Below are 25440 nucleotides of genomic sequence, written 5' to 3'. Positions count from 1 at the left end.
GTATTACGAAATCGGGGGGCGGCTGGCGGGCTGCACGCCGGACGAGCCGATCTACCGCGATTGGATCGCAGCCTACGGCGGCGAATGGTTCCGGGTGCTCGTCGAGGAGCAAATCGCCCGGCTGGACGAGCTGGCGGAGCAGGCGACGGCTCAGGACCGGGAGCGGATGCAGAATCATTTCATTCTCAGCAGCCGGTACGAGTATATGTTCTGGGACATGGCTTACCGCAAGGAGACATGGCCGGTTTAATAGCCCTAATCGCAAAGTGCGCACCGCCGGAATACGGCTGTGCGCCTTTTTTCGTGCCGATCTCATTCAACCGACTTCCGAATTTCATCCAGCATAAAGCCGGCGAATTCCGATAACAGCCGCTGGTCCTGCTCTTTGCCGTCCGCTCTGCCGCCATACCGCTCCAAGCTCAGACGAACGGTCTCCTCATACTCGGAAGGCAGCGTCTTCAAGCCCCATTCGCCGCCCTCTCGTTTCGAAGAAACGACGCCTTCCTTGAGATAGTATAAGACTCTGCATAAATTCAAGACATAATAATCGGTTGCCTTCAGGATGCCCTGCGGTGCATCCTCCACATCGTGAAGAATGGATTTCACGTAAAACCGCTTGTCGATGGGTTGCATCACTTCGTGCAGCGGCTTACCGTATAGAGCGATTCCCCGATGATAAGCGACGACAAGGTGTGCCGCCAAATCCGGATCTTCCCGCCCTCCGCAAATATAATTCTCGTCCGTCCGATACTTGTCCCTGTGCAGGGGAGAATAATGAAATTCAAAAGGCGTAGGATGGACGAACTCGTTCAGACTGCTCTCCAGGACGACGCTCAGCTCGATTCCGCCTCCGTTCGGCAGTCCGTCGTCGATGGCAAGGAGCTTTTTGGCGATCCGCTTCGCCGTCTCCGCTGTCAGTTCGCGTTTGGCAACAACCAGCAGGTCGATATCGCTTTTGACCGGGTTAAAGCATCCCATAGCCAAAGAGCCATGCAAATAAATGCCAGCGAGCTCTTCGTTCAGCTCTTCTTTAAACAGCCCCGCGATGTTGTCCAATACTGCCGGTACAGACATATAACCCCTCCTTTCTATGCATTGGCCTTCCCACGCCGTTCGCTTTTCCGGTACTAATTGCTCCCGGTCAAGTCATAGGATAGGTTGACAACGTCTTGGAGGGATGGCCATGAAATATTCCCAGATGACCGCTTGGGACGAACACCGGTTCTGGCTTGAAATATTGGAAGATCACGCCTATTTTATGCGCGATTATTTGTCGCCGGCCGAAGAGCAGTGGGTCGACACGGCGAAGCGATATATCGAAGCGTTCCGCCGATTGCGGGAGCGGTTATACGCCGTCGACCGGGACTTGCCTTACGAATCCCCCGAGATGGCGGAGTTCGCCAAGGCCAGCTATTCGGTAGCCGGCGGCTATTTTCAATTCGAGGGGCATATGCAGCATTTGCGGGTGCAAAACCGTGTCAACCTGAACTTGACGCCTACGTTTCTGAACGGAACGCTGAATGAGAATCAGGAATACCTGCGGCTTCTCTTGTATGCCGTCCGGGCGGAGCGGCCTCCGGAGCTCTCGCTGGTCGATCTGATGGACCTGTGGCTGGAGGATCAGCTCGGGCACGCCATATTGGCGCGCAACGCCTTGGACCCGGTCGAAATTCCCTTATCCTTGAGGGTACAGCAAGTCGAGCGGGAATTTCAAGCGCATATCATCAAAAACCAAGCCATCAAAGGCTATTTGCGGTTTACTCCGCCGCTTTTTCCGCTGCAGCGGTTGTTTGCGAAGCAAGTGTCCGAGTCCGTCGTAGTCTTTTACCATCTGATTGAGCAAATTCTCGGACTGTACCGGAACTCTCAGGTGTTAAGCCGGGTGACGCTGCGTTTCCTGGAGCATCATCTTCCGGAGACATGTTACTTTCTGCGCAAGCTGGCGAATTTTAATATCGCCATCTTCGAGATCCCGGATTGTCCGTTAACGAAGCAGACCGTAAGGTAGTTTGCCGGCGAGCCTTGCGGCTCCCATGGTTGGGCTACATCGCGACCCCGGAGCTTTGGATGACAACGTCAGGCATCACGCGAATCTTGGCTTCGGCCAACGCTTTGCCCCAGTCGTTCTCGACTTTTTTCCATTGAGCGAACTGAAAGGCTTTGGCATAAACGCCCAATCCGATCGGGTCGATGCGGTGCTTCTGGATTTTCGCGATCAGGGCTTCGAACTTCTTTGTCAGCTCCTGTTGCAGCGCTTGCTCCAACGGTTTCTTATCTTTCTCGAGGTCGTATTCGAACAGCCGCTCCGTCAAATTCACCTTAATCTTCATTCGAATATCGAAGGCAAACCGGCTGTTCTCGTGCCTGACCTTGATGTCGTACTGCGTATCTCCGATCTCAAGGCTCAAAAAAGCCAGATGCTCGGCCGCCTTTATTTTTTTGGGCGGGATGTGAAACGTAAACGGAAAGGGCTGGCCTTTTCTTTGCTGCAGCAGGAGCAATAAAGCACTTTCCTCGTTATTCAGCGAGGTGGCATAGGCCCCTTCCTTGGACAAAAGAGCCGTTCCCGTGACGACAATTTCATTGCCACTCAGCTTCACCTCCGTCATCGCAGGGGTCCTCCGCGGATCGAGCAGCTGCTGGTGGAACTCCTGCATGATCGTTTTGACGGCTGTCCGGCTCGAGAAGGCCGCCTCCGTTTGTTCTTTAAGGACGACGCCCGGGCGGCCTTTGTCTTTCATATTCGCGTACATGATATCTTTGACAGGGCCGTCCACGGCCAAGATGTTTGCATTGATTTCGCTTTTGGGATCGCGCATGAACACATCCATATAATGAAGCATGTCCGGGCGCTGCAGCAGCTTTTTTCCGATCAAAACCGTCTGAATTTTCCCGGAAGCGAGCGGACCGGTGCTCATCGCATCGAGCTTCGATCTGGCCTGCCTCAGCGTATCGGCTGACGTTTCCGATATATTGTATTTTTGCTTGGCTTCGACACTGAACACAGGAGTAGACGTGTAGACGGTCAGCCGTTGGTCGTTATTGAGATCGGCGCCCGTCATGAGAATAATTTGCCGGTTTTCCAAATACATTCTTCGTCCGCACCCGGGGACGACAAGCAGAAGAGTAAGCGTCAGGACAAAGATAAGACGTCTTTTCATCGCAATGATCCCTTTCTGAATTTAAAGAAAGCTCTTTGATAGATCCAGAGGAGGATGGGAAAAATGACAGCCGCGCATAAGCCGAGATTGCCCCATAGCTTGCCGAGTCCGGTAATATGGGCATACGAAGGGGTGAAAAAGAACGGCAGCGCCAGCCATCCCAGCATGAGCACGCGCAAATATTTGCGGTGATCCGGCTTCCCGAGCAGCCGGCTGATGCCGAATACGGACATGTACAGATAAGGGATGACCGTCATAAACAGGATGAACAAATAGAACGGAAGAAAAATAATTTCAAACCGCTCCAGGATCGGAAGGCGAATGAGCTTCAGCAGGTTCAGCGTGGGATAGACGTATTCCATGACTACATCCTGACTGAAGCGCACGTAGCTGAAGATCGTAATCAGCATAAAGATAAGCATGGACATCGTATTGGCGATAATTACCCCCTTGACCGCCGATTTTTTGTCCTGCAGGAAAGGGTACAGCATAAAAGCAACCTCGAATCCCAGAAACGACAGCACGGTGGCCTTAACCGTCCCGAGAATGGCAAACCAGCCGTTTTGGCCGACCGGAAGAAGGTTCAGCCAGTTGCTCTCATGCAAAGTTAGAAAGAGGATCATCGGCATCCATAAGGTAAAAAGATACACGAACTCGGCAAACCGGCCGATCACCCGGATTCCTTGCTTGGCCGCCATGTAGACGGGAATCATGAACAGCGGCATCAGCACGTATTCTTTGACATTCGTCAGAATCCATACATGGATGATATGGATCGATGAAATCATAGCGACGGTAGCGGAAAACGTGCTGTACAGAATCCACAGCGAGGAAACCGCGCCGCCGAGCCAGCGTCCGAAAAATTTGGGAAACAAATCGAACAGCGTATCGTGCGGATGCTTTTCCATCACTTTAATGATGATGATGCTGAAGAGAATGGCCAGCAGCCAACCGAGCAAGATCGCCAGCCATCCGTCCGTCCCGGCCGTCTTCGCCAAATCGCGCGGGAGGGACAGCACACCGATGCCGATCTGGGTTTTATAGATCGTAAAGATGAACTGCTTCAAGTTGATTTCATTCATGGTATATTTTTTCATGAACGGCCGTCACCTTTTCCCATCGTCCCCTTCTCGGCTGGGGCCTTGCCGTTTTATTTGAGCCGGATTCGCCGAGAATGGGCGCTTGTTCATTTTCCACAGGGGCGCGCGAACCCATATATCCTTCCAATCGGGTATCCGGATGGGAGAGATCGGGCTTCCGTACGGAACGCCGACCGACTCCATGGCAATCACATGCAGTACAAAGATCGAAAGCCCGATCACAATACCGACCATCCCGAACATCATGGCAAGCACCATCATCGGAAACCGGATCAGGCGCAAAGCCGAAGCCATATCGTAATCGGGAATGATGAACGAGGAAACGGCCGTGATCGCTACAATAATGACCATGATGTTGCTGACGATGCCCGCTTGAACGGCGGCTTGTCCGATAATGATACCGCCGACGACGCCGATCGTTTGCCCGAGAGGGCCCGGCAGACGAAGCCCGGCTTCCCGCAGCATTTCAATCGAAATTTCCATGACGAGTGCTTCGATGATCGGCGGAAAGGGGACCTTGGCTCTCGATTCCCCGATAGAGATCAGCAGCCGCAATGGAAGCACTTCGTAATGAAAGGAAATGATGGCTATATATACCGCCGGCAGGCTAATCGTAATAAAAAATGCGATAAAGCGCAGCAGCCGGATAAAGGAAGCCACGATCCAGCGGCTGCTGTAGTCCTCAATCGATTGAAAGAACGTCAGGAAAGTAACGGGGCCGATCAGCACCCCGGGCGAATTGTCGACAATAACCGCAACCCGGCCTTGCAGAAGGTGAGAGACGGCCGAATCGGGCCGCTCCGTAATGATGAATTGCGGCAGCAGGCTGGCCGGGTGATCTTCGATGAACTCTTCCAATTCCCCCGCATTAAAGACGTGATCCGTATCGATCTGCCGAAGACGGGTCTCGATTTCCTCCAGCAAGTCGGGCTTGGTAATATCATCCAAATACAAAACCGAAACCTTGGTTTTCCCTCTTGTGCCAATGACGTGCTGCTTGATTTTCAATTCGCGGTTCGGCAAATAGCGTCGAATGAGCGCGATGTTCTGGCCGTCCGCTTCCACGAAGCCGATATGCGCCCCTTTTAAGGTCTTTTCGGCATCGGGCTCCTTGATGGCCCTCTCCGGGCCTCCTTGCGTCGGAAAGACGTAAGAATACGACAGACCGTCGATGAAGAGCACGCTGTTTCCATGAAAAAGCGACATTTCGACGTCGGCCCACCGGGTGATCGTCTGGGTCTGTCCGGTGATCGCCGAGGCGTTCGAGAGGTCGTCGACCGAATCCAGCTCGTGAATAAGCGGATGCAGAATATGATTGCTGACGGCGGGCTTGTCCGTCAGCCCGTCGAAATATACAAGCAGCGCATGCGCTCCCGGCCTCATCTGGAAATGACGGGTGATCAGATCGGGCGTATGGCTAAAGGTGCGGTAAAGGGTGTCCAAATTTTCGGCGATTGATTTCGAAATATGGGTCATGGTGTTACCTCCCGTGCTTGCGGGCGCGAATCCTCCCTTATCCTTACAAGTTGCGCAGAAATAAACAAAAATATACCGTCATCGAATTTCGTCACAGCCGAAAGGGGATTCGACATTTTTCGTCTTTTTCGTCCATAAAACGTTCAAGAATCCGTGACTTTCGATGTGACTTAAATCATAGAGCCTTTTGGCCCGGGACCTCTACAATAAGGACATAAGATGTCCCGCACAAGGGGAGGGAATAAGATGGCTAAACCGCACAACGCCGCACCCCATACACATCAAGGGGAAACGCCGGTTGTCAAACACAAGAACGAAGAGGAAGGCTTGAGAGGCACGTTTGCTTCCGTCATGCTGCTCGGATTGTTTCTGCTGCTGAGTTGGTTCGGGGTCTTCGTATTGTTTATGGTCAGGGGGTAAAACCGGAGACGGGAACGGAACAGAGATTGAAGGAGTTGAAGGAGCATGCATATTCATCGTTTGGAAAAAATTTGGCTCATTTTCGGGATTTCTATGTTAGTCTTGTTTTTGACCGTCGTCGGTGTGGGAGCGTTTGCATTAGGAATGGAGCCGCCCGGTGATCACCGGCATACGGTAAATCCTGAAACGCTGAGTACGACACCGCCGTTCGATAAGCCGGGTCTTCATCAAATTGGCGACAAAGAGTACGAAGCGATTTTGGTTGCTTTCGCTTTCGGGTACAATCCCGATAAACTGGAAATTCCGGCAGGGTCGAAGGTCCGCTTTCAAGTCACCAGCTCCGATGTCGTGCACGGGTTCCAAGTGAACGGAACGACGATCAACATGATGGCCGTGCCGGGCGAGGTAAACCATTTCTCGTATACGTTCGATAAACCGGGAGAGTATCTGGTGCTTTGTAACGAATACTGCGGGGCCGCGCACGAAGTCATGATGATGAAAATCATCGTAACCTAGGCGCGAACGGTCGCGAAAAAAACGCAGCATCTTATATTGTGAAAACTATCACAATTCGTGAAGGCGGAAACGGGGCGGTTCCTTCGCCGGAATGTCTTGCCCGGTCCGCAATTAAAGGAGCGTATTCCCTATGATTCAAAATCTGAAAAGTTTCGATCGGCGCGATTCGGCTCTGGTGCTCGCCCATATTCTGTTCGCTTTCTTCGCGCTGTTTCTCGGCGGCATTGCCGGCGTCATGCAAGGGCTTGTCCGCGGGGGGATGCTTGCGCTGCCGATGGGCATCGGTTATTACCAGCTGCTGACGGCGCACGGCGTCTTGATGGCGCTCATCTTCACCACCTATTTCATCATCGGCTTTTTATATGCGGGGGTTGCCCGTACGCTCGGAGGCCATTTGCTGCCGATCGCCCGCAATCTCGGTTGGCTCGGCTTCGGCCTGATGACGCTCGGAACGGCGATTGCCACGGTGGAGATTTTGCTGAACCGGGCGACGGTGCTGTACACGTTCTATGCCCCGCTCAAAGCTTCGCCCGCGTTTTACATCGCGCTGGTGTTCGTTGTCGTCGGGAGCTGGATGAGCGGCTTCGGCATCTTTATCAACTACCGCTATTGGAAAAGAACGCACCGCGGAGAAACGACCCCGATCTTTACGTTTATGGCCGTCGTGACGATGCTGATGTGGATTATCGCAACGCTGGGCGTCGCGATCGAGGTGTTGTTCCAGCTCATTCCGTGGTCGCTCGGCTGGGTTGATACGGTCAATGTCGTGTTGAGCCGGACGCTATTCTGGTATTTCGGTCATCCGCTCGTTTACTTCTGGCTGCTGCCTGCCTATATGTGCTGGTATGTCGTCATTCCGAAGGTGATCGGCGGCAAAATGTTCAGCGATGCGCTTGCCCGCCTGTCGTTCATCATGTTTCTGCTCTTCTCGATTCCCGTCGGCTTCCACCATCAGCTCATGGAGCCGGGGATCTCAAACGTATGGAAATTCGTTCAAGTCGTTCTGACGTTCATGGTCGTGATTCCGTCGCTGATGACGGCGTTCTCGCTGTTCGCCACCTTCGAGATGCATGGCCGCTCCGTCGGCGCGAAAGGCCTGTTCGGCTGGCTGAAGAAGCTGCCTTGGAAAGACGTCCGCTTCTTCGCTCCGTTCATGGGCATGCTGATCTTCATCCCGGCCGGAGCCGGGGGGCTGATTAACGCCAGCCACGAGCTGAACGCCATCGTTCACAATACGCTGTGGGTAACCGGCCACTTCCATCTGACGGTGGCAACGAGCGTGGCGCTGACCTTCTTCGGCATCACGTACTGGCTGATCCCGGCTATGCTGGGGCGGGAAATGACCCCGCTCATGCACCGGATGGGTATCATTCAGACGATTGTATGGATGGTCGGTATGTTCTTCATGTCGGGCTCGATGCATACGGTCGGTCTGTTCGGGTCGCCACGCCGTACCGCCTTTACCACCTATCAGGACCATCCGGATGCGATCATGTGGATGCCGTACCATGTGGCGATGGCCGTCGGCGGCACGATCTTGTTCATCGGCGTCGTCATGATGATTATTAACATCGTCATGCTGCTAAGCGCCCCGAAAGGGCAAACCGAGTTCCCGATCGCGGAAGCGAGCGAAGCGGCGGAAAAAGCGCCGGCCATCTTCGAGCGCTGGGGCGTATGGGTCGGTGTGCTGGTTGTCCTTATTCTTGTAGCTTACTCCGTACCGGTCATGGATATTATTTCGAATGCCAGCGTTGGCTCGAAAGGATTCAAGACCTGGTAATATTCGATACTCTATTCCTCCATTTTCTCTCTTTTGCCTCCGCACGGGCCATGGGCCGGCGGAGGTCTTTTTTTTGCACAGCCCGGCGGGCGGCCGCCGGGCTGTTAACGTCGATTATCGTTTCGGGTAGAGCGGGTAATCGACGGTGGTAGGAACCTCGATAAGCATGATCCGCAGCGTTTCGTCGTCCGCGGCTTGAAGCGACACGTTCGTATCGGCGGCTGCTCCAAGCAGCATGAAATCTTTGTGCCGGAACGGGGTCACCGCACCTCCGGCCGAAGCGTCCGTCCAGGCTCCGTGCCCGCGGACGGCGAGCGCCGTCAACGTATGGCCTGCCGGAATGACGTGCGGGTAGACGGCGCCGGGTTCCAGCGTCAAATCCCACACTTTGGCGTCGGCCACGAGCTCGACCGGCGAACCGTCGCCGATGACCGTTTTGCGCACGTAGCCTTCCCCGGCTTCCTCCGGAAATTCCTCATGGTCGAACTGGCGATAAGTCGGCGTCCGTTTCAGCGCTTCATTCAGCTCCGGCTCGAACCAGATTTGGAAGCCTTCCATATCCGGGCCGATAAACCGCTCTTCGTGGGAGACGCCCGATCCGGTCTGCATCACCTGTGCGCCGCCAGGCCCGACGACGCTTCGCGTGCCGAGCGAGTCGCCATGCTCCGCTTTGCCGGCGAGAACATACGTCATAATCTCGAACGCCTGATGGGGATGAGACCCGATATAGCCTTCCTCCGCAGCAAAAGCCCACGCCCAATAGAACAGCGGACCGACCCGCTTGACGACCGACCGTTCGCCGGGAAATCCGATCGGCTTCTGCTCCGTAATCCGGCCTCCGTCGAAGGCCCCGGTTCCTTGCATCGTTGGGGGATAGATCATAATTTGCATCAAAATAACCTCCTGAATCGAAATAGTTTGGGCTGAAAAAATCTCAATATTAAGATATGAGCTGCGGTTCGCCGGAGGCGACCCGCTATTTGAAGCTTTCCTGCGCCGCGATCCCGAGCTTCTTCAGCAGACCGATCGCTTGGCGCTTCTCCTCGGGGGACAGGCCGGCGACCGCGGCTTCGATCGCTTCGCGGTGCTGCGGGAACACCTCGTCCAGAAATGCGACGCCTTTCTCCGTAATTTCCGCGAAGCTTACCCGGCGGTCTTCCGGGCACGGCTTCCGTACGACAAGCCCTTTTTGCTCCAGCTTGTCCACGACGTAGGTGATGTTACCGCTGGTCATCAAAATTTTGCCGCCAATCTGCTGCAAAGGCTGCGAGCCTTTATGATACAGCAGCTCCAGCACCGCATATTCGGTCGGATTCATGCCATGGCGCCGGATGTCCCGGTGGGCGTGCGCCGTGACCCATTCGCATGCCCGGGAAAGCACAATGAACAAATGCAGCGATTCGTCCCGGTTGTTCTCTGCGTTCAACGTTCGCAACTCCTTTCGCTGCCCGCGATGAGCCTAAATTCAGTATTCCTCATTCCTGAGGGGCAATACATTTCTGGGCTAGCTTGTTTTAGATTTGGTTATAGCTTACAAATTCGCCTGTCGGTTTGCGATAGCCGCGCGGCCGTTGTCCCGACACATCCTCTTTGCCGATCGTAATCAGCATAGCGGGAACGTAACGGTCCGGAATGTTCAGGGCTGCGCGCATCGCATCCGGGTCGAAGCCGATCATCGGACACGTATCCCAGCCGCGGTCTTTGGCAATCAGCATGAACAGCATGGCCGACAAGCTGGCGTTGCGGATCGCTTCTTCGCGCTTGAATGTTTCGCCCCGGTTCTCATAGAATGCGGTGACGTAATCGACCGTTTGGTCATATTCCTGCTTGCTCATCACGCCGAGATGAAGAAAGCCTTCGTTGATTTTAGCCGCGTTTCGGTACGCCTCCGTATCGCCCAGCACCAGAATGGCTGCGGAAGCCGTCAGCACTTTGTATTGCTTGCTGGCCGCTTCGTGAACTTTCGTTTTTAACTCCGGGTCTTTGACGACGACGTAATGCGCATGCTGCAAGTTGAAGGCCGAAGGGGCGAATTTGACCAGCCCGAAAATCTCTTCGAGCTCTTTGTCCGGGATCTCGATGTTCGGAATGAATTTGGTTGCCGATCTTCGCGATTTTAACAGGGCTGTAAAGTCGTTCATAGGGAGGACCTCCGTCGATAGATACGATTATGTCTTAAATTTAAGATAATACTTTTTAAGATGATTGTCAAGGGAAATAGCAAAAACCGGGTAGAGCCTTAAGCTTGTTGTGAAAGTGGTGCATGAGGGAATAGGAGTTTACGAGAGGGTGGGGTATCCACTTCCGACCGCTGCCGAGCCCCCCGCAAAGTGAGGTTGAATCAGGAAAGCTTAGTCCGAGTACTTTGCGGGGACCCCGAGTCCTCGGGAAATTTGGCTTGGAAGCCGCTTATCAGCGGATATCCGGATTTGACATCGCTCCTCGGCGGGATGCCGCAAAATTAGCGGGCCGTGCTGACGGCGGCGACGGGCAGAAGGCCTTTCGGACTGCGGTTGTAGTAAGGACGGCTGCGGCCTGCGCTCCGGCGCAACAGCTCTTTGTAGTAGCTTTTGATCGAATGGCTCCCCAGCAGGCCTTTGCTTCGAAAGCGGATCACGCAGCGGTACCGGACATGCCGGTATACGGTTTTGCCGAAGGAGATGGGCAAGAGCGGCACAAGGTCATACCGGTTGGCAATATGGGTGCTGTGGCGAATCCGGCTGTTAAACAGTCGGACAAATTCGGGATTCCCGACCTTCGGGGCCCCGAACGTGTAGACTACGGGTTGTTTGAAGGGAGTGTGAAAGACGAGGTCGAGCGCGCACAGCGTAACAAGCGAGCCGCCGATGCTGTGGCCGGCCAAATACAGTCTTTTTTGGGGAGCAGCTTTGTTCAAATAGCTTATAATCCGCTCTCGAAGCGCGGATGCGTACAGCTCCGTGAGACCGCGGTGCGTGAGTCCGGCGTTGCGGACAAAAGGGAAAGGAATTTGATCGAATTGCAAATCTTTCTTCAATTCGGATAAAGCCGCCGTGCCGCGAAGCGCGATCACGATCGATTGCCCGGACTCGAGAATGAAGCCGAGGTAAGGATACTTTTTCTTGCCCAGGACGGCGCCCAGCTTGTACCCGGGGGGCAGCTCGAACGATCCGTTATGGTTGTACTGCCGGAGAGCCTGATACACGATGGAGGCCAGCAGGATGGCCCGGTTCGAAGCGATGGCCATACGACATGCTCCTAACATTGGAATCGGTCGTATAGTGTATTCCGGCAACTCCGGCAGTGAAACGGGAGAACGGGAAGCGGGCCGCGGGCTAGTCCTTCTTCGGTTCCGCCAAAGGCGGCGCTTCCACCCGGTCTCCCCGGGTCTGCGGGTGCGAGACGACAAGAAACTCGACGTCCCCGGAGGAAACGTTCTTCATCTGATGCGGCACACCCGGCGGCACCTCGCAGCCTTCCTGCGGACCAAGGGTGTGGAGCTCGCCGTCCACCTCCAGCTCGGCCGTCCCCGTGAGCACGAAAAACAATTGGCGCGCCTGGTGATGGTAATGCCGGACCTCGGCCGTATGCGGGGGCATCCGCTCGTGAATGACGCTCAGCCCGGGCTGCTGAACCAGATGCCAGCCGTCGCACCGGTCGCCCCAAATATAATGCGGTGCATTCGCTTTACTTATTTTCATGGTTGCGGTTCCTCTCCCTCGCCTTAAGTTGTCTTGCTTATCTCCGCCTCATCCAGCCAGCGCCGGCGGTAGCAGTTCATGCCGGCCTGTCCCAACTCCTCCAGCAGGCCGTAATTGGCCCATGCCCCGACGACGGCGCCAATGCCGGGGACAAGCTGCAGCATTTTGCGGAAATCGATCGTATCGCGGTATTCCTGCTGGAGCTGCCTCCAATCGATGTGCTGGGCATAGGTGTCCGCGGGAGGCAGCGTTTTGACCGTTTGCGGCCAATTTACGACGGCCCGGTACAGCTCGGGCTTTTTGTTCTGGCTGGAGAAAGCCACCTGAAATACATGCAAAATGTACAAGCGTTCGCGATAATCGAGCGTCGAATGTCCGTAGATGTGGGCGAGCTCGAACAAGAACTTCATCTTGATGCCGATCAGAATCGGAAAGTCCGCGAGCCCGAGTAAAATGCCCCCGGCTCCCGTCCCCGCGCCTTCCGCCGCCGCCAGCTTTTTGTAAAAGCCGATCAGCTCCTCCGCTTTTTGGTCGCGCGACGCCAAGGTCATGCCTTGGAGCGGTTCGCTTTTCGGAATATAATCCAAGCTGAACAGCGCTGTCTGAACAATGCCTTTGACCGCTGCAGTAATGGCCGTATGCACTTTCTCGGGTATGGCTTCGTTGATTCGCGTTTGCAGCGCTTTGGACGTTTTTTCGAGCATGCCGGGCGGCTTGAGCAGCTCCTTCTCCCACCCGATCAACTGCTTCCGGATTTGCTGCTCGTATACGGTAAATGAATGATTCATAGGATCCCCGCCTGATGTTTGGAGTCGTTCGGCTTGACTGTGCCGGGTTCGGATATGCCGTGCGCGAAGCGCTTGGGCATCGCGGAATATCCGCTATTATACTTGATACGTACCGGCAACGAAAAGTTTTCACTCTATCGCATCGCAAAATCGTGACAAGCTATGGCGCGATAATGTGGTATAGTTAGGAAAAAAAGGAGAGGATGCGTCCTATGGAATGCCGCTGCGGCTGGTGTAATGAAGATCCTATATATATCGACTATCACGATAAGGAATGGGGCGTTCCCGTTCATGACGACCAGAAGCTGTTTGAGATGCTGATCCTGGAAGGAGCCCAGGCTGGACTGAGCTGGTATACGGTGCTCAAAAAAAGAGACCGGTACCGGGAGGCGTTCGACGGCTTTGATCCGAGGGTGGTAGCCGCTTACGACGATGCCAAGTTGGACGAGCTGCTCGGCGATCCGGGTCTTATCCGCAACCGGCTCAAAATGCGCGCCGCCGTGGCGAACGCGAAGGCTTTTCTCGCGGTGCAGGAGGAATTCGGCAGCTTCGACCGCTACATCTGGCAGTTCGTCGGCGGCGATACGATCCGCAACCGCTGGCAGAGCCTGAAGGACGTCCCGGCCAGCACGCCGGAATCGGATGCGATGAGCAAGGCGCTGAAGAAGCGCGGCTTCGCGTTTGTCGGCTCGACGATCTGCTATGCGTTTATGCAGGCGACCGGCATGGTGATGGACCATACGGTCGATTGCTTCCGGTTTGCGGAGCTTTCCGGAGCTCGGGCGGATTAATCCGCCCAGCAGCCCCGCCGGAACACCGGCTCCACCGTGCCGTCCGGCAGCTCTCCGTCGATATCGAGTTCGTCCGACCCGATCATGAAGTCGACGTGCACCAGGCTGTGATTGGCTCCGCGCTGCGCCAACTGCTCCCGGGTCATGGCGGTGCCGCCCTCCAGACATAGCGGATACGCGTTGCCTAACGCCAGATGGCAGGAGGCGTTCTCGTCAAGCCCCGTATTGTAAAACAGCACGTTCATCTCGGCAATCGGCGAATTCTGCGGCACAAGCGCCACTTCGCCGAGCCGGGCCGCGCCCTCGTCGGTCGCGATGAGCCGCTGCAGCGCCTCTTGTCCTTGCTCCGCCGTACACTTCGTGACCTTCCCGTTCTCGAACGTCAAGCTGAAGCCGTCGATCAGCGTCCCGTTCCAGTTCAGCGGCATCGTGCTGCGTACGGTTCCGTGGACACCGTCGGCGCGAGGCAGCGTGAACATTTCCTCCGTCGGAATATTCGGCACGAAAAAATTCCCCTGGGCGTTATGCATACCGCCTGCGACCCATTGGTGCTCCGGGGGCAGCTCCACGTCTAATTCCGTTCCCGGCGCGCGATAGATCAACCGGGCGTACCTCTTCGCATTCATCCGCTCCACCTTTGAGCGAAGCGCCGCCAGATGCTCCTGCCAGGCTTCCACAGGCCGGTCACGGTCGGCTCTCGCCGCTTGAACGATGCGTTCCCACAGCGAACGAACCGCCTCTTCTTCATTTGCCTCCGGGAACACTTTAGCCGCCCAAGCCGCCGACGGAACGGATACGATCGTCCAACTGAACCTTCCGGCCTGCATCATGCGGCGGTATTCCAGCATGGCGGCGCCGTACGCTTTGCTCGCCGCAGCGATCCGCTCGGGCTTCGCATGTTTGAGCAGATCGGGCGCAGGAGAGTATACCTGCAGGAACGCCGCCCCTTCTTCCGCCAATTGACGGAAGCCGTCCGCTTTCCATTGCGGATATTCATGGAATGCCTCGTCGGGAGCATGCTCGTATTTCAACCGTTTCAGCACGTCGTCGTCCCATTCGACATAGACGTGCTTCGCTCCCGCCTCGTACGCTTTGCGCGCAACGATGCGGACGAAATCCGCAGCCGATACGGGGGAGGTTACAACAAGCGTTTGCCCCTGCTGCACGTTGACACCTACCTTCACGGCCAGCTCCACATAATGTTCGATATACGTTTCCAATCGGCTCACGGTCTGCACTTCCTCTCGGGATATTCGAAAGTTCGTTCTTCATTATGAAGCCCCGGACGGCAAAATTCAAACGGCCCAAACTTCGGCCCGGACAACTACAGCCTATCCACATCCGCAGCGCCAAGAATATACTGCCAAAAAGATCGCGGGGAGGCTGCTTCATGAAAGAGTATGATGTCGTCTTCGTGACGCCGGGTTCGTTCGTCATTCCTTCGGGCAACAGCAGCTCCGTCGAATTGGTCGTGGAACAGGTAGCCCGCCGCCTGCGGGGGCACGTCCGGCTGGCAGTGATCGGGCGGCGGAGCCGGAGGCTCCGTTCGACCGAAATTCGTCAAGGCGTCCTCTACGAGCGCGTGCCCGCCGTTTCGCCCCGCCGCTATGTGGAGGGTGTCAGCCGCAAGCTGAGAAAGCTGCGGCCGAAGGTGATTCAGGTGGAGAACCGCCCGCGCTTCGCCCGGTTTCTCAAGCGAAAGCATCCGGGCGCGCAGGTGTGGCTGTCGCTGCATTCCGTTACGTTCGTCTCCAAGCCCCATATCCGGCGGCCCGAGCTGAGGCGCTGTCTCGCCGCGGCGGACCGGATCGTGGTGAACAGCCATTACCTGAAGAACGAAATGGTGCGCAGAGACCCGCGTGTCAAAGCTAAGATTGTCGTCAATCATCTTGGGGTCGATCCGGACCGGTTTATTTCCCGATGGTCTCCGGAAGGAGCCGCCAAGCGGGAGGCGCTGCTCCGCAGGCTCGGCCTGCAGGGCCGCAAAATCATTCTGTATGTCGGCCGCCTGATTCCGATCAAGGGCGTGCATCATTTGCTGGCGGCGATGCCGGAAATTGCGGGCAAGGTGCCGGAAGCGCTGCTGCTGGTAGTGGGGGGAGCCTTTTACGGCTCGAAACGGCTTACCCCCTATGTGAGGCGGCTTCGGAGGACGAGCAAGCCGCTGAGAAAGCATGTGCGCTTCGTTCCGTATGTTCCGCACGGCGAAGTGGACGAATGGTTTCGTTTGGCCGACGTCCTCGTCGTTCCGTCCGCCCGCCGCGAGGCGTTCGGTCTCGTCAACGTGGAAGCGATGGCCGCGGGTGTCCCGGTCATCGCGACCCGCGCCGGAGGAATGCCGGAAATCGTCGAGGAGGGCGTTACCGGACTAACCGTGGAGCCGGACGCCCTGGGGAGCGGCCTTGCCCCGGCTGTCATCTCCTTGCTGCAAAACGAGGCCGAGGTCCGGCGCATGGGGGAGAAAAGCGTGGAGCGGGTGCAGCGGCTCTTTACATGGGAGCGGATGGCGGAGCGTTGGCTTAAGCTGTACAACGGGCGGTGAACGAGGCCGCCTGTTTTTTTGCGTTTGGCCGTGCGGCCGAAAAACCGCTGCGGCTTTCTTATGCGTATGCCCATTTTTTGCCGGGCGAATGACCTCCCTTTGGGTGAATGCATATGTTACAAGTGTCTACTTGCAATCATTTCCAGCCTGGCCAACTAGGCATGACACCATATGGGAGGACATAGCATGAAGCGAGAAAACCGCCGGGTTCCCGGCACGCGACGACCGGTGCGCAGCAAGCGCATGGATTCGTACATTAATGAGCTGAAATGGCTGGACGACAAGCCGCGAACCTTGAGGCCGCAAGCCGATTTTGACGATGATATCAGCGTCAGTCATCTAGTCCTTGAGGAAGAAGAACAACAACAAGAGGATGTCCAATGGCATCCGGTTCCGGAACCTCCCCGGGCAGAACCTCCCCGGGTTGAAGCGCCCCGGGTTGAAGCCCCTCGGGTGGAACCTCCCCGGGCCGTTGAAGAGCCGGCCAGACCGCGGTTCACGCAGGGAACGACCGTGTATACGGACGATTTGGCCGAAGAGTCGGTCACGACGGAAAAAATTGCGCGTTATGCCGTCGACGGCACCCGGATCAAACGGAATAGCGTCGGCCGGGACAATTTGACCGACTATGCGGTAGACAGCACCAAGCTGGCGGACCGGAGCGTTACGGCGCAGAAGCTGGCTTTTCAGTCGGTGACGGCGGAGCACCTTGCCAAGGCCTCGGTCTCAACGGAAAAAATTCAAGACCGAGCGATCAGCGGGGAGAAGCTTCAGGACAACAGCGTTACTTCAGAGAAGCTGGCGGATAAGACGATCGATGGGATGAAAATTGCCGAAAAATCGATCCACACGAAGCATTTTGCCGACGAGGCCATTACCGGGGAGCTGATTCAGCATCAGTCGATTACGTCGGAGAAAATCCGAAGCGGCGCCATTCAATCGATTCATTTGGCCAACGGCGTGATCAATTCGTCAAAGCTGTTGGAAGGCGCGGTGACGACGGAAAAGCTGCGCGATTTTTCAGTGACCTCCGCCAAGCTGGCCGATGGAGAAATCGGCGCCGAGAAGCTGGCCCCCCAGTCGGTCACGGAGGAGAAGCTGGCGCCTTGGAGCGTGGCTTCCGAGCATTTGAAGCTGAATTCGGTGCTGCACGATCATTTGACGGCGGGGTTGATCCGAGGCGTTAATATTTCGCCGAAGCAGATCGACGCAAGTCATCTGACGGAAGATGCGGTGCAGACCGTTCATCTGAAGGACGGAGCTGTGACCTCCGGCAAATTGTCCAAGGAAGCGGTACAGGGGCAGCATGTGCAGGAAAAGGCGATTGAAGGCCGGCATGTGCAAAACGGAGCGGTGGAAGGCCGCCACTTGTCCGCCCACGCGGTGACAGCCGATAAATTGGCGCTTTATAGCGTCAGCACGCAACAGCTGTCAGACTCCTCCGTCACTTCCGAGAAATTGGGCGAGCAAGCCGTTACCTCGCGGAAGCTGGCGAAAAGATCGGTCTCCGGCGAGCATTTGGCAGAAGACGCCGTCAATTCGCTGCATTTGGCCGACAAGGCCGTGCAGGCCTCGCATATTGCCTCCTTCGCCGTCGGTACGGATCATCTGCAGGAGCGCTCGATTGCGACGGAGAAGCTGCAGGACCGGGCTGTCACCTCCGACAAGCTGGCCGGGGCGGCGGTGCAGCCCCAGCATTTGCAGGAGGGGGCGGTACAAACTACGCACCTGGCGAAACACAGCGTCACCACCTCCAAGCTGTCCGGCGAATCGGTATCGACCGACAAGCTGACCAATTTGGCTGTGACGACCGCGAAGCTGGCTTCCGCAAGCGTAACCTCGGAGAAGCTGGGCAAGGAATCGGTGCAGGCGGAGCATGTGGCTTTCGGCGCGATACAAAATGCGCATCTCGGCAAAGCGTCCGTGAAGATGCACCAGCTGGCTACCGGCGCCGTCACCCGGGATAAACTGGAAGACGGCGCGGTCACGTCGGAGAAGCTGGCGGAAAACGCGGTGACGGCTCTGCACCTGACGGAGGGAGCAGTACGCGGTCCTCATTTGGTGGAGGGGGCGGTCGACGGCAGCCGCTTGGCAGCGGGCGCGGTGACGGCGAAGCATCTGACGCCCGGTGTGGTAACGGCGCAGCACCTTACGGAGGGCGCCGTTCGAGGTCAGCATCTGGCGGAAGGCGCGGTGAACGGCAGCCATCTGGCCGAAGGGTCCGTGACGGCTGCACATCTAACTCCCGGTGCGGTTGGTACGGAGAATCTGAGGACCGGAGCCGTGGGCGAAGCGCAGCTGCAAGCGCAGGCTGTGACGGCCGAAAAGCTGGCGGAAGGCGCAGTCACGGCGCAGCATCTGGCGGGAGGATCGGTACGCGGTCCGCATTTGGCGGAAGGGGCCGTCGACAGCAGCCGCTTGGCGGCAGGGTCCGTGACGACAGCGCATCTGGTGCCGAATGCGGTCGGGGCGAAGCATCTGATGGCGGAGGCTGTAGGCGAAGCCCACTTGCAGTCGTATTCGGTCACGTCGGAAAAGCTGGCGGAAGGCGCAGTGATGACGCAGCACCTGATGGAAGGCTCGGTGCGCGGTCCGCACGTGGTGGAAGGTGCGGTGAGCGGCTATCACTTGGCGGCAGCCGCGGTGACGTCGGAGAAGCTGGCCGAAGGTGCGGTCACGGCGCTGCACCTTGCGGACGGATCGGTACGCGGCCGGCATCTGGCGGAAGGCACGGTCGACGGCAGCCGCTTGGCGGAGGAGTCTGTGACGTCGCTGCACCTCACGGCGGGCGCCGTCGGCGCAGAGCAGCTTGCGGCGGAAGCCGTGGGGGAAGCCCACCTGCAGGCGCAGGCGGTGACGTCGGGAAAGCTGGCGCTGCGCTCGGTGACGGGAGTGCATCTGAAGCCGGGCGCAGTGGGTACGGAGCAGCTGGCGGCGGAGGCCGTGGGGGAAGCCCATCTGCAGGCGCAGGCGGTGACGTCGGAGAAGCTGACGGAAGGTGCAGTCACGGCGCGGCATCTCGCAAAGGGAGCGGTCGACGCAAGAAGCTTGGCGGAGGGCTCCGTCACGATGGCGCATCTAACGCCGGGCGCTGTGGGCGCGGAGCAGTTGGCGGCGGAAGCCGTGGGGGAAGCCCATCTGCAGGCGCAGGCGGTGACGTCGGGAAAGCTGGCGGAAGGCGCGGTAACGACGAGACACCTCGCCGAGGAAGCGGTCGACGAAAGCCGTCTGGCGGAAGGTTCCGTGACAGCGAGGCATTTGACTCCGGGCGCCGTGGGCGAAGCGCATTTGGCGGCAGAGGCCGTAGGCGAAGCGCAACTGCAGGCGCAGGCGGTGACGTCGGAGAAGCTGGCCGACGGCGCAGTGACGGCGCAGCACCTCGCCGAGGGAGCGGTCGACGCGAGAAGCTTGGCGGAGGGGACAGTCACGACGGCGCATCTAACGCCAGGCTCGGTAGGCGTGAAGCAGCTGGCGGCGGAGGCCGTAGGCGCAGCCCAATTGCAGGCGCAGGCCGTCACGGCCGAAAAGCTGGCGGAAGGCGCGGTGACGGCGCTGCACTTGGCGGAAGAATCGGTTCGCGGCCGGCATCTGACGGAAGGCGCAATCACGGCGCTGCACCTTGAAGATCAGGCTGTTCGCGGCCGGCATTTAGCGGAAGGCGCGGTCACCACAGAGCATCTCGCGGAGGGCGCGGTGGACGGCAGCCGCCTGGCGGAGGGCTCTGTGACGACGGCGCATCTAACGCCGGGTTCGGTCCGCACGGAGCAGCTTGCGGCGGAAGCGGTAGGCCCGGACCAACTGCAGGCGCAGGCGGTGACGTCGGAGAAGCTGGCGGAAGGGACGGTCACGGCGCAGCACCTCGCGGAAGGAGCGGTTCGCGGCTGGCATCTGGCGGATCGTGCGGTCACGACGCTGAACCTGGCGGAAGGAGCCGTGGACGGCAGCCGCTTGGCGGCAGGCGCAGTGACGGCGGCGCATCTGAAGCCGGGCGCGGTGGGCGCGGAGCAGCTCGCGGCGGAGGCGATAGGCAGAGCCCAACTGCAGGCGCAGGCGGTAACGTCGGAGAAGCTGGCCGACGGCGCGGTGACGACCCTGCACCTCGCGGAAGAATCGGTGCGAAGCCGGCATCTGGCAGGTGGCTCGGTGCTGGCTCTCCATCTTGCGGAAAGGGCCGTACGCGGCCAGCATCTGGCGGAAGGCGCGGTAGGTGCGGAGCAGCTTGCGCCGGAAGCAGTAGGTGAAGCGCAGCTGCGGGCGGAGGCGGTGACGTCGGAGAAGCTGGCGGCAGGCGCAGTGACGGCGCTGCACCTAGCCGAAGGCTCGGTTCACGGCCGGCATCTGGCCGAAGGCGCGGTAGGCACGGAACAGCTGGCGGCGGAAGCCGTAGGCGAAGCGCAGCTGCGGGCGGAGGCGGTGACGTCGGAGAAGCTGGCCGAAGGCGTGGTGCAGGCCCAGCACCTTGCGGAAGAGTCCGTACGAAGCCGGCATCTGGCCGAAGGCGCGGTAGGCACGGAACAGCTGGCGGCGGAAGCCGTAGGTGAAGCGCAGCTGGCGGCGCAAGCGGTGACGTCGGAGAAGCTGGCGGAAGACGCAGTGACGGCGCAGCACCTGGCCGAAGGCTCGGTTCACGGCCGGCATCTGGCCGAAGGCGCGGTAGGCACGGAACAGCTTGCGGCGGAAGCCGTAGGCGAAGCGCAATTGCAGGCAAAGGCGGTGACGTCGGAGAAGCTGGCGGAAGGCGCAGTCACGGCTCAGCATCTGGCCGAAGGCGCGGTTCGCGGCCGGCATCTGGCCGAGGGCGCAGTAAGCGCGGAGCAGCTAGCGGCGGGAGCCGTAGGCGAAACGCAATTGCAGGCGCAAGCGGTGACATCGGAAAAGCTGGCGGAAGGCGCAGTGACGGCGCTGCACCTGGCCGAAGGCTCGGTGCACGGCCGGCATCTGGCGGAAGGTGCGGTGAGCACGGAACAGCTAGCGGCGGAAGCCGTAGGCGAAGCGCAATTGCAGCCGGAGGCCGTGACCTCGGAGAAGCTGGCGGAAGGAGCGGTCACGGCTCAACACCTGGCGGAAGGAGCGGTTCGCGGCCGGCACTTAGCCGAGGGCACGGTGAGCACCGAACAGCTTGCGGCGGAAGCCGTAGGCGAAGCGCAATTGCAGGCGGAGGCCGTGACGTCGGAGAAGCTGGCGGAAAGCGCGGTAATGGCCCAGCACCTCGCGGAAGGAGCGGTTCACGGCTGGCACTTGGCGGAAGGCGCGGTGGGCGAGGAGCAGCTTGCGGCGGAGGCCGTAGGCGAAGCGCAGCTGCAGGCGCAAGCGGTGACATCGGAGAAGCTGGCGGAAGGCGCAGTGACGGAGCTGCACCTTGTGGAAGGAGCGGTTCACGGCCGGCATCTGGCGGAAGGCGCGGTGAGCACGGAACAGCTAGCGGCGGAAGCCGTAGGTGAAGCGCAGCTGCAGGCGCAAGCGGTGACGTCGGAGAAGCTGGCGGAAGGCGCGGTGACGACCCAGCATCTGGCGGAAGAGTCGGTGCGCAGCCGACATCTGACTGGGGGCGCGGTGCTGGCCCTGCACCTGGCGGAAGGGGCGGTACGCAGCCGGCATCTGGCCGAAGGCGCAGTGGGCGCAGAGCAGCTAGCGGCGGAAGCCGTAGGTGAAGCTCAGCTGCAATCGCAAGCGGTGACGTCGGAGAAACTGGCGCAGCGTTCCGTGACGGCGGATCATTTGTGCGTCGAGTCGGTCGACGGGCTGCATATCAAGCAGGAGACGATCTCGGGCTACCATCTGGTGCCGGGTACGATTTCCTTCATTCATTTGGACCCGTCGCTGCAGGAACTGCTGAACAGGCGGTCGGCTGAGGAGGAGCAGGACGATGCCGATGTCGCCCACAAGTCCGGCGATCCGGATCGTTTCGATCCCAGCGGCGAAACGGAAGACAACGGTATCCGGAGCGAATTCGAGGCACCCGGCATGGATATGGCAGCATTTGTGCTGGGAGCGGAGACAGGGCTGGTTACCGGGCTTGAGCCGGAGCTGGCGGAGGTCCGTATTAGTGCGCTTGGTCTCGCAACGGAAGCCGGGTCAGCGCAAGATTCGGAAGCCGATACCGCAGGGGGCAGCCGGCTGCAGCCGGAAAGCGTGGGATCGGAGCACCTGGCGGCGGGAGCGGTCACTCCGGAGCATTTGTCCTTCCAGCCGGTGCAGACGGTTGGAGTCCGGACGACGGTGCAACAGTTCGGGATTAGTCCGTTCCTGCTAAGCCTCGAAGACGAGCTGACGGAAGTCATGCTGATCTTTGACCGGCCTTTTGCGGACAACAACTATGTATTGGTCGCTTCGACAGATCAGACGAACACGTACGCCGTCATTCAGCAGAAGGAGCCCGACGGCGCTATTGTGGAAGTAGTCCGTTCCAAGTTTTCCCCGGAGCTGCAAGGCGTGGTCAACTGGATTGCGATCGGCGCGGCGAACGAGTAAGTGAAGCGGCCATGTTTTCCTCAAGGAAGGCTGTACATCCCCGTTGAGCAGCGGCTTTGAAGCCGAAGCTTTACGGGGATATTTTTTGACCTGACAGCCCGGTCCGCGCAACGGCTCTGCGGTCCCCTGCGTATAAAAGTTAAACGGCCGGAGGAAAGTATGGCTAATCTAAGGAGAAGGACGGGCCTGGAACATGGACGATTTTGCTTTATATACGATGCTTTCCTTGATCGTTCCGATCATCGTTTTACTTACGATCATTATCTGCAAGATGATTGCAGGGAAGGCGATCCCGAACAGCGATTACACTCCATTCGATCAGATTACGGGAAATACGCCGATCGAATTTCACGAAGAAAAGCAGGAGAAGGAAGAGAAAGACGAGCATGGCGATGATAAGGACAAAAATATAAGCAAAACACCCCTCCATTAAAGCCTTTTTTGGAAAAGTCATTGCTGTGCCGGCGGAAGCTTTACTATCCAAAATGCGAAGCGGCGGGCGAAGGAATCACGATCCTTCCCCGTCGTTTTATTTTGGGCTCAACCAGGAGGCCGTTTTCTGCACAAACGCTTGTAATCTGTCGATTTTGGTTTATAATCAAGAATATCACTTAAATTAGCTTAATATAACTTATAATAACTTAAAAAAGGCGGAGTATTGGAAGGAGAATACGCATGTTTCAAGAAGAAAGACTAATTGCGATTTTACAAAAGTTACAGGAAAAACAGCGCATCACCGTCACGGAAATTTGCGAGTGGCTGCAGATCTCGTGGGATACCGCCCGGCGCGATCTGATCAAGCTGGAGGAGCAGGGGAGCATCATTCGTACCCGCGGAGGCGCTATGCTGCCGTCGATCTCCAAGGAGGTGCCGAACTACGAGCAGCGCTTGCAGTTGGATACCCCGTCCAAGCAGGCGATCGGCAGGCTGGCGGCGACGCTGATTCACGATGGCGATTATTTGTATACCGATTCCTCCACGACGGTGCGCTGCGCCGTGGAGGCGATGCGGACCCGGCGCAATGTGGTCGTTACGAATTCGATCGATCTGGCGGGCATGCTGACGCAGAAGGACGAGATCCGCATCCATCTTCTCGGCGGCCTGCTGGATAACGAGCAGCGGCTGGTATACGGGGCGCGGACGCTGGAAATGCTGTCCGAATATCAGGTGGACAAAGCGCTGCTGGGCACGTGCGGCATCGCGCCGCACGGTCTGACGACGATGTTCGAGGAGGAGAGCTATTTGATCCGGCAGGTCATGCGCAAGTCGGACCAAGTGATTGTGCTGGCCGATCATACGAAATTCGGCAAGAAGCTGTTTCACCGCGTCGCCGGGCTGGAGGGGATCGACATTATAATAACGGACCGGGAGCCGAGCGACGAAATGAAAGAAGAGCTTCATAAGCATCAGGTGGAGCTTCTGATCGCAGGAGAAGGAGAGCCTCATGATTAACCGGTTGATTTGGATGGGATGTTTGTGTTATGTCATTACCGGCGTGAGCACGGTCATCGTCGGCGCGGTGCTGCCCGAGCTGCTTGCGCATTATTCCCAAAGCTACGGCAGCGGGGGCATGCTTATTTTCGTGCAGTTTGTCGGCTTGCTCAGCGGCGTGCTCTCCATGCCGGCGATTTCCCGCAAGCTCGGGCGTAAATCGGCGGTCCTGCTCGGGCTGGGGCTGGTCGGGATGGAGCTGTTCGCCGGTTTGCTTCCGCCATGGCCGGCGGTCGTTCTGCTGGCGGGGCTGGCCGGATTCGGCACCGGCTTGGTCGAATCGTGCATCGGCACGATCATCCTTCTGGCCGTGAAGCAGAAGCAGGCGGCGGCCATGAGCAAGCTTGAGGTGACGTTCGGTGTCGGCGCGCTTGTCATGCCTTCGATCGCCAGCTTCCTGATTGCCAAAGGGCTGTGGACGTATTCGTTTTTTCTGCTCGGCACCGGCGCGCTCGCGACGGCGATCGTCTGGAGGCGGATGTCCTTCGGGGAAATGGACGGCATGCTGGCCCGCAAAGAAGCGGAGTCCGGCGGAGGACAGACGCAGCGCCCGGCTTATGCGAGATCGGGCATTCCGTTTCTGGCGTTGTGCGCCGTGTTCTTTTTCCTGTACGGCGGAAGCGAAGTATCGGTCGTGCATTTCTTCCCTTCGATCTTTATGGAGCGGTGGGGGATCGACAGCTCGCTTGCGACACTAACCGTTACCGTCTACTGGACGGCGATGGTGATCGGACGAATCCTGACCGGCATTCTAGGCGACAGATGGACCTACTTCCGCTTTCTATGGGCGGCAACGCTGCTGAGCTTAGCGGCGCTGCTCGTCCTTCCGTTCAGCCACTACGCCTGGGGAGGCTACGTACTAAGCTTCCTGCTGGGGTTGGGCATGTCCGGGATGTTTGCGGTGGCGCTCATTTACGCCAATCAGTCGCTTCCGGGCATGACCGAGAGGACGACGAGTATTTTGCTCGCGGCTAACGGGCTCGGCGGTTCGCTGCTGCCGCTGGGCGTCGGGCGGGTCATGGACGCTTTCCCGATTCAAACGGCTATGTGGCTCTACTCGGCCGTGATGCTCGTCATGCTGGTCGTGCTTACGATTTCGAAAAGACGCCCTCAACCGGAAAGCGCGCCTCTGCACGCCGGCCGCAGCATGGAATAGACCACGCAGGCGCGCATGAATGAACGCACGTAAATTTTGTGCATGGGGCGCGAAAGGGCAGCCCGGAC

Annotated in this window: 22 protein-coding genes; 11 read left to right on the top strand and 11 right to left on the bottom strand. The window is 58.1% G+C overall.

Annotated elements, in window-relative coordinates:
• Positions 1-250 (top strand): thiaminase II/PqqC family protein (locus PEH01S_RS10550; protein ID WP_456320087.1); only part of this gene is annotated, 250 nt, incomplete at its 5' end.
• Positions 251-312: 62 nt separating this feature from the next.
• Here the strand turns inward: PEH01S_RS10550 and PEH01S_RS10545 are convergent.
• The gene (locus tag PEH01S_RS10545; protein WP_127485301.1) at positions 313-1074 is read right to left on the bottom strand and encodes an aminoglycoside adenylyltransferase domain-containing protein; all 762 of its coding nucleotides are present in this window, start codon (positions 1072-1074) and stop codon (positions 313-315) included.
• 109 nt (positions 1075-1183) lie between these two features.
• On the opposite strand from PEH01S_RS10545, the gene PEH01S_RS10540 reads away from it, so the two are divergent.
• Positions 1184-2008, top strand: coding sequence for a DUF2935 domain-containing protein (locus tag PEH01S_RS10540; protein ID WP_127485299.1), 825 nt, complete (start codon positions 1184-1186; stop codon positions 2006-2008).
• A 34-nt stretch (positions 2009-2042) separates the two neighbouring features.
• On the opposite strand, the gene PEH01S_RS10535 is transcribed toward PEH01S_RS10540, so the two are convergent.
• From PEH01S_RS10535 to PEH01S_RS10525, 3 genes are read right to left on the bottom strand one after another with little or no spacing between them, the layout of a single operon-like run.
• Positions 2043-3161, bottom strand: a complete 1119-nt coding sequence (locus PEH01S_RS10535) for a Ger(x)C family spore germination protein (RefSeq protein WP_127485297.1) — start codon at positions 3159-3161, stop codon at positions 2043-2045.
• Positions 3158-4258 (bottom strand): GerAB/ArcD/ProY family transporter, encoded by a 1101-nt coding sequence (locus PEH01S_RS10530; RefSeq protein ID WP_127485295.1) that lies wholly within the window; start codon positions 4256-4258, stop codon positions 3158-3160. Before PEH01S_RS10530 ends, PEH01S_RS10535 begins: the two co-directional genes overlap by 4 nt.
• A 9-nt stretch (positions 4259-4267) precedes the next feature.
• A complete protein-coding gene (locus tag PEH01S_RS10525; protein WP_025849776.1) occupies positions 4268-5737 on the bottom strand; it encodes a spore germination protein in 1470 nt (489 codons plus the stop codon).
• A gap of 246 nt (positions 5738-5983) precedes the next feature.
• On the opposite strand from PEH01S_RS10525, the gene PEH01S_RS36005 reads away from it, so the two are divergent.
• From PEH01S_RS36005 to PEH01S_RS10510, 3 genes are all read left to right on the top strand, one after another.
• Positions 5984-6157, top strand: a complete 174-nt coding sequence (locus tag PEH01S_RS36005) for a cytochrome c oxidase subunit 2A (RefSeq protein ID WP_127485293.1) — start codon at positions 5984-5986, stop codon at positions 6155-6157.
• A 45-nt stretch (positions 6158-6202) separates the two neighbouring features.
• Positions 6203-6673, top strand: a complete 471-nt coding sequence (locus PEH01S_RS10515; RefSeq protein WP_025849775.1) for a cytochrome c oxidase subunit II — start codon at positions 6203-6205, stop codon at positions 6671-6673.
• A gap of 130 nt (positions 6674-6803) precedes the next feature.
• The gene (locus PEH01S_RS10510; RefSeq protein WP_025849774.1) at positions 6804-8453 is read left to right on the top strand and encodes a b(o/a)3-type cytochrome-c oxidase subunit 1; all 1650 of its coding nucleotides are present in this window, start codon (positions 6804-6806) and stop codon (positions 8451-8453) included.
• A gap of 114 nt (positions 8454-8567) precedes the next feature.
• On the opposite strand, the gene PEH01S_RS10505 is transcribed toward PEH01S_RS10510, so the two are convergent.
• The 6 genes from PEH01S_RS10505 to PEH01S_RS10480 form a co-directional block, all read right to left on the bottom strand.
• A complete protein-coding gene (locus tag PEH01S_RS10505) occupies positions 8568-9344 on the bottom strand; it encodes a pirin family protein (RefSeq protein ID WP_025849773.1) in 777 nt (258 codons plus the stop codon).
• Positions 9345-9429: 85 nt separating this feature from the next.
• On the bottom strand, positions 9430-9879 hold the full coding sequence (locus PEH01S_RS10500) for a MarR family winged helix-turn-helix transcriptional regulator (protein WP_025849772.1): 450 nt from the start codon (positions 9877-9879) through the stop codon (positions 9430-9432).
• Between the two features lie 88 nt (positions 9880-9967).
• The gene (locus PEH01S_RS10495; RefSeq protein WP_127485291.1) at positions 9968-10594 is read right to left on the bottom strand and encodes a nitroreductase family protein; all 627 of its coding nucleotides are present in this window, start codon (positions 10592-10594) and stop codon (positions 9968-9970) included.
• A 320-nt stretch (positions 10595-10914) separates the two neighbouring features.
• A complete protein-coding gene (locus PEH01S_RS10490) occupies positions 10915-11679 on the bottom strand; it encodes a lipase family protein (protein ID WP_164827774.1) in 765 nt (254 codons plus the stop codon).
• Between the two features lie 88 nt (positions 11680-11767).
• Positions 11768-12133 carry a cupin domain-containing protein gene (locus tag PEH01S_RS10485; protein WP_025849769.1) on the bottom strand — a complete coding sequence of 122 codons (366 nt, stop codon included), beginning with the start codon at positions 12131-12133 and terminating at the stop codon, positions 11768-11770.
• 23 nt (positions 12134-12156) lie between these two features.
• Positions 12157-12921: an EcsC family protein gene (locus tag PEH01S_RS10480; RefSeq protein WP_127485287.1), complete on the bottom strand. Its 765-nt coding sequence runs from the start codon at positions 12919-12921 to the stop codon at positions 12157-12159.
• 212 nt (positions 12922-13133) lie between these two features.
• Between PEH01S_RS10480 and PEH01S_RS10475 the strand changes: the two genes are divergently transcribed.
• Positions 13134-13712 (top strand): DNA-3-methyladenine glycosylase I, encoded by a 579-nt coding sequence (locus PEH01S_RS10475; RefSeq protein WP_127485285.1) that lies wholly within the window; start codon positions 13134-13136, stop codon positions 13710-13712.
• On the opposite strand, the gene PEH01S_RS10470 is transcribed toward PEH01S_RS10475, so the two are convergent.
• Complete coding sequence (locus tag PEH01S_RS10470; protein ID WP_127485283.1) at positions 13709-14941, bottom strand: aminopeptidase; 1233 nt, start codon at positions 14939-14941, stop codon at positions 13709-13711. The two genes, PEH01S_RS10475 and PEH01S_RS10470, sit on opposite strands and share 4 nt — an antisense overlap.
• A gap of 161 nt (positions 14942-15102) precedes the next feature.
• Between PEH01S_RS10470 and PEH01S_RS10465 the strand changes: the two genes are divergently transcribed.
• The 5 genes from PEH01S_RS10465 (at position 15103) to PEH01S_RS10445 (ending at position 25372) form a co-directional block, all read left to right on the top strand.
• Complete coding sequence (locus PEH01S_RS10465; protein WP_025849765.1) at positions 15103-16254, top strand: glycosyltransferase family 4 protein; 1152 nt, start codon at positions 15103-15105, stop codon at positions 16252-16254.
• Between the two features lie 186 nt (positions 16255-16440).
• On the top strand, positions 16441-22725 hold the full coding sequence (locus PEH01S_RS10460) for a WIAG-tail domain (protein ID WP_127485281.1): 6285 nt from the start codon (positions 16441-16443) through the stop codon (positions 22723-22725).
• Between the two features lie 193 nt (positions 22726-22918).
• The gene (locus PEH01S_RS10455) at positions 22919-23158 is read left to right on the top strand and encodes a DUF3951 domain-containing protein (RefSeq protein ID WP_025849763.1); all 240 of its coding nucleotides are present in this window, start codon (positions 22919-22921) and stop codon (positions 23156-23158) included.
• Positions 23159-23400: 242 nt separating this feature from the next.
• Positions 23401-24177, top strand: coding sequence for a DeoR/GlpR family DNA-binding transcription regulator (locus tag PEH01S_RS10450; RefSeq protein ID WP_127485279.1), 777 nt, complete (start codon positions 23401-23403; stop codon positions 24175-24177).
• On the top strand, positions 24170-25372 hold the full coding sequence (locus tag PEH01S_RS10445; RefSeq protein WP_127485277.1) for an MFS transporter: 1203 nt from the start codon (positions 24170-24172) through the stop codon (positions 25370-25372). Before PEH01S_RS10450 ends, PEH01S_RS10445 begins: the two co-directional genes overlap by 8 nt.
• Positions 25373-25440 lie beyond the last annotated feature (68 nt).

The organism is Paenibacillus ehimensis NBRC 15659, from assembly GCF_004000785.1.
Taxonomy (GTDB): Bacteria; Bacillota; Bacilli; order Paenibacillales; family NBRC-103111; genus Paenibacillus_G; species Paenibacillus_G ehimensis.
The sequence above is the reverse complement of the archived record's forward strand: the minus strand, read 5'-3'. Positions and strand labels throughout refer to the sequence as shown.

Bases quoted from the DNA above. Each gene is read 5' to 3' on its own strand.
- PEH01S_RS10545 (WP_127485301.1), bottom strand. From the start codon at position 1,074: ATGTCTGTACCGGCAGTATTGGACAACATCGCGGGGCTGTTTAAAGAA.
- PEH01S_RS10540 (WP_127485299.1), top strand. From the start codon at position 1,184: ATGAAATATTCCCAGATGACCGCTTGGGACGAACACCGGTTCTGGCTT.
- PEH01S_RS10535 (WP_127485297.1), bottom strand. From the start codon at position 3,161: ATGAAAAGACGTCTTATCTTTGTCCTGACGCTTACTCTTCTGCTTGTC.
- PEH01S_RS10530 (WP_127485295.1), bottom strand. From the start codon at position 4,258: ATGAAAAAATATACCATGAATGAAATCAACTTGAAGCAGTTCATCTTT.
- PEH01S_RS10525 (WP_025849776.1), bottom strand. From the start codon at position 5,737: ATGACCCATATTTCGAAATCAATCGCCGAAAATTTGGACACCCTTTAC.
- PEH01S_RS36005 (WP_127485293.1), top strand. From the start codon at position 5,984: ATGGCTAAACCGCACAACGCCGCACCCCATACACATCAAGGGGAAACG.
- PEH01S_RS10515 (WP_025849775.1), top strand. From the start codon at position 6,203: ATGCATATTCATCGTTTGGAAAAAATTTGGCTCATTTTCGGGATTTCT.
- PEH01S_RS10510 (WP_025849774.1), top strand. From the start codon at position 6,804: ATGATTCAAAATCTGAAAAGTTTCGATCGGCGCGATTCGGCTCTGGTG.
- PEH01S_RS10505 (WP_025849773.1), bottom strand. From the start codon at position 9,344: ATGCAAATTATGATCTATCCCCCAACGATGCAAGGAACCGGGGCCTTC.
- PEH01S_RS10495 (WP_127485291.1), bottom strand. From the start codon at position 10,594: ATGAACGACTTTACAGCCCTGTTAAAATCGCGAAGATCGGCAACCAAA.
- PEH01S_RS10490 (WP_164827774.1), bottom strand. From the start codon at position 11,679: ATGGCCATCGCTTCGAACCGGGCCATCCTGCTGGCCTCCATCGTGTAT.
- PEH01S_RS10485 (WP_025849769.1), bottom strand. From the start codon at position 12,133: ATGAAAATAAGTAAAGCGAATGCACCGCATTATATTTGGGGCGACCGG.
- PEH01S_RS10480 (WP_127485287.1), bottom strand. From the start codon at position 12,921: ATGAATCATTCATTTACCGTATACGAGCAGCAAATCCGGAAGCAGTTG.
- PEH01S_RS10475 (WP_127485285.1), top strand. From the start codon at position 13,134: ATGGAATGCCGCTGCGGCTGGTGTAATGAAGATCCTATATATATCGAC.
- PEH01S_RS10465 (WP_025849765.1), top strand. From the start codon at position 15,103: ATGAAAGAGTATGATGTCGTCTTCGTGACGCCGGGTTCGTTCGTCATT.
- PEH01S_RS10460 (WP_127485281.1), top strand. From the start codon at position 16,441: ATGAAGCGAGAAAACCGCCGGGTTCCCGGCACGCGACGACCGGTGCGC.
- PEH01S_RS10455 (WP_025849763.1), top strand. From the start codon at position 22,919: ATGGACGATTTTGCTTTATATACGATGCTTTCCTTGATCGTTCCGATC.
- PEH01S_RS10450 (WP_127485279.1), top strand. From the start codon at position 23,401: ATGTTTCAAGAAGAAAGACTAATTGCGATTTTACAAAAGTTACAGGAA.
- PEH01S_RS10445 (WP_127485277.1), top strand. From the start codon at position 24,170: ATGATTAACCGGTTGATTTGGATGGGATGTTTGTGTTATGTCATTACC.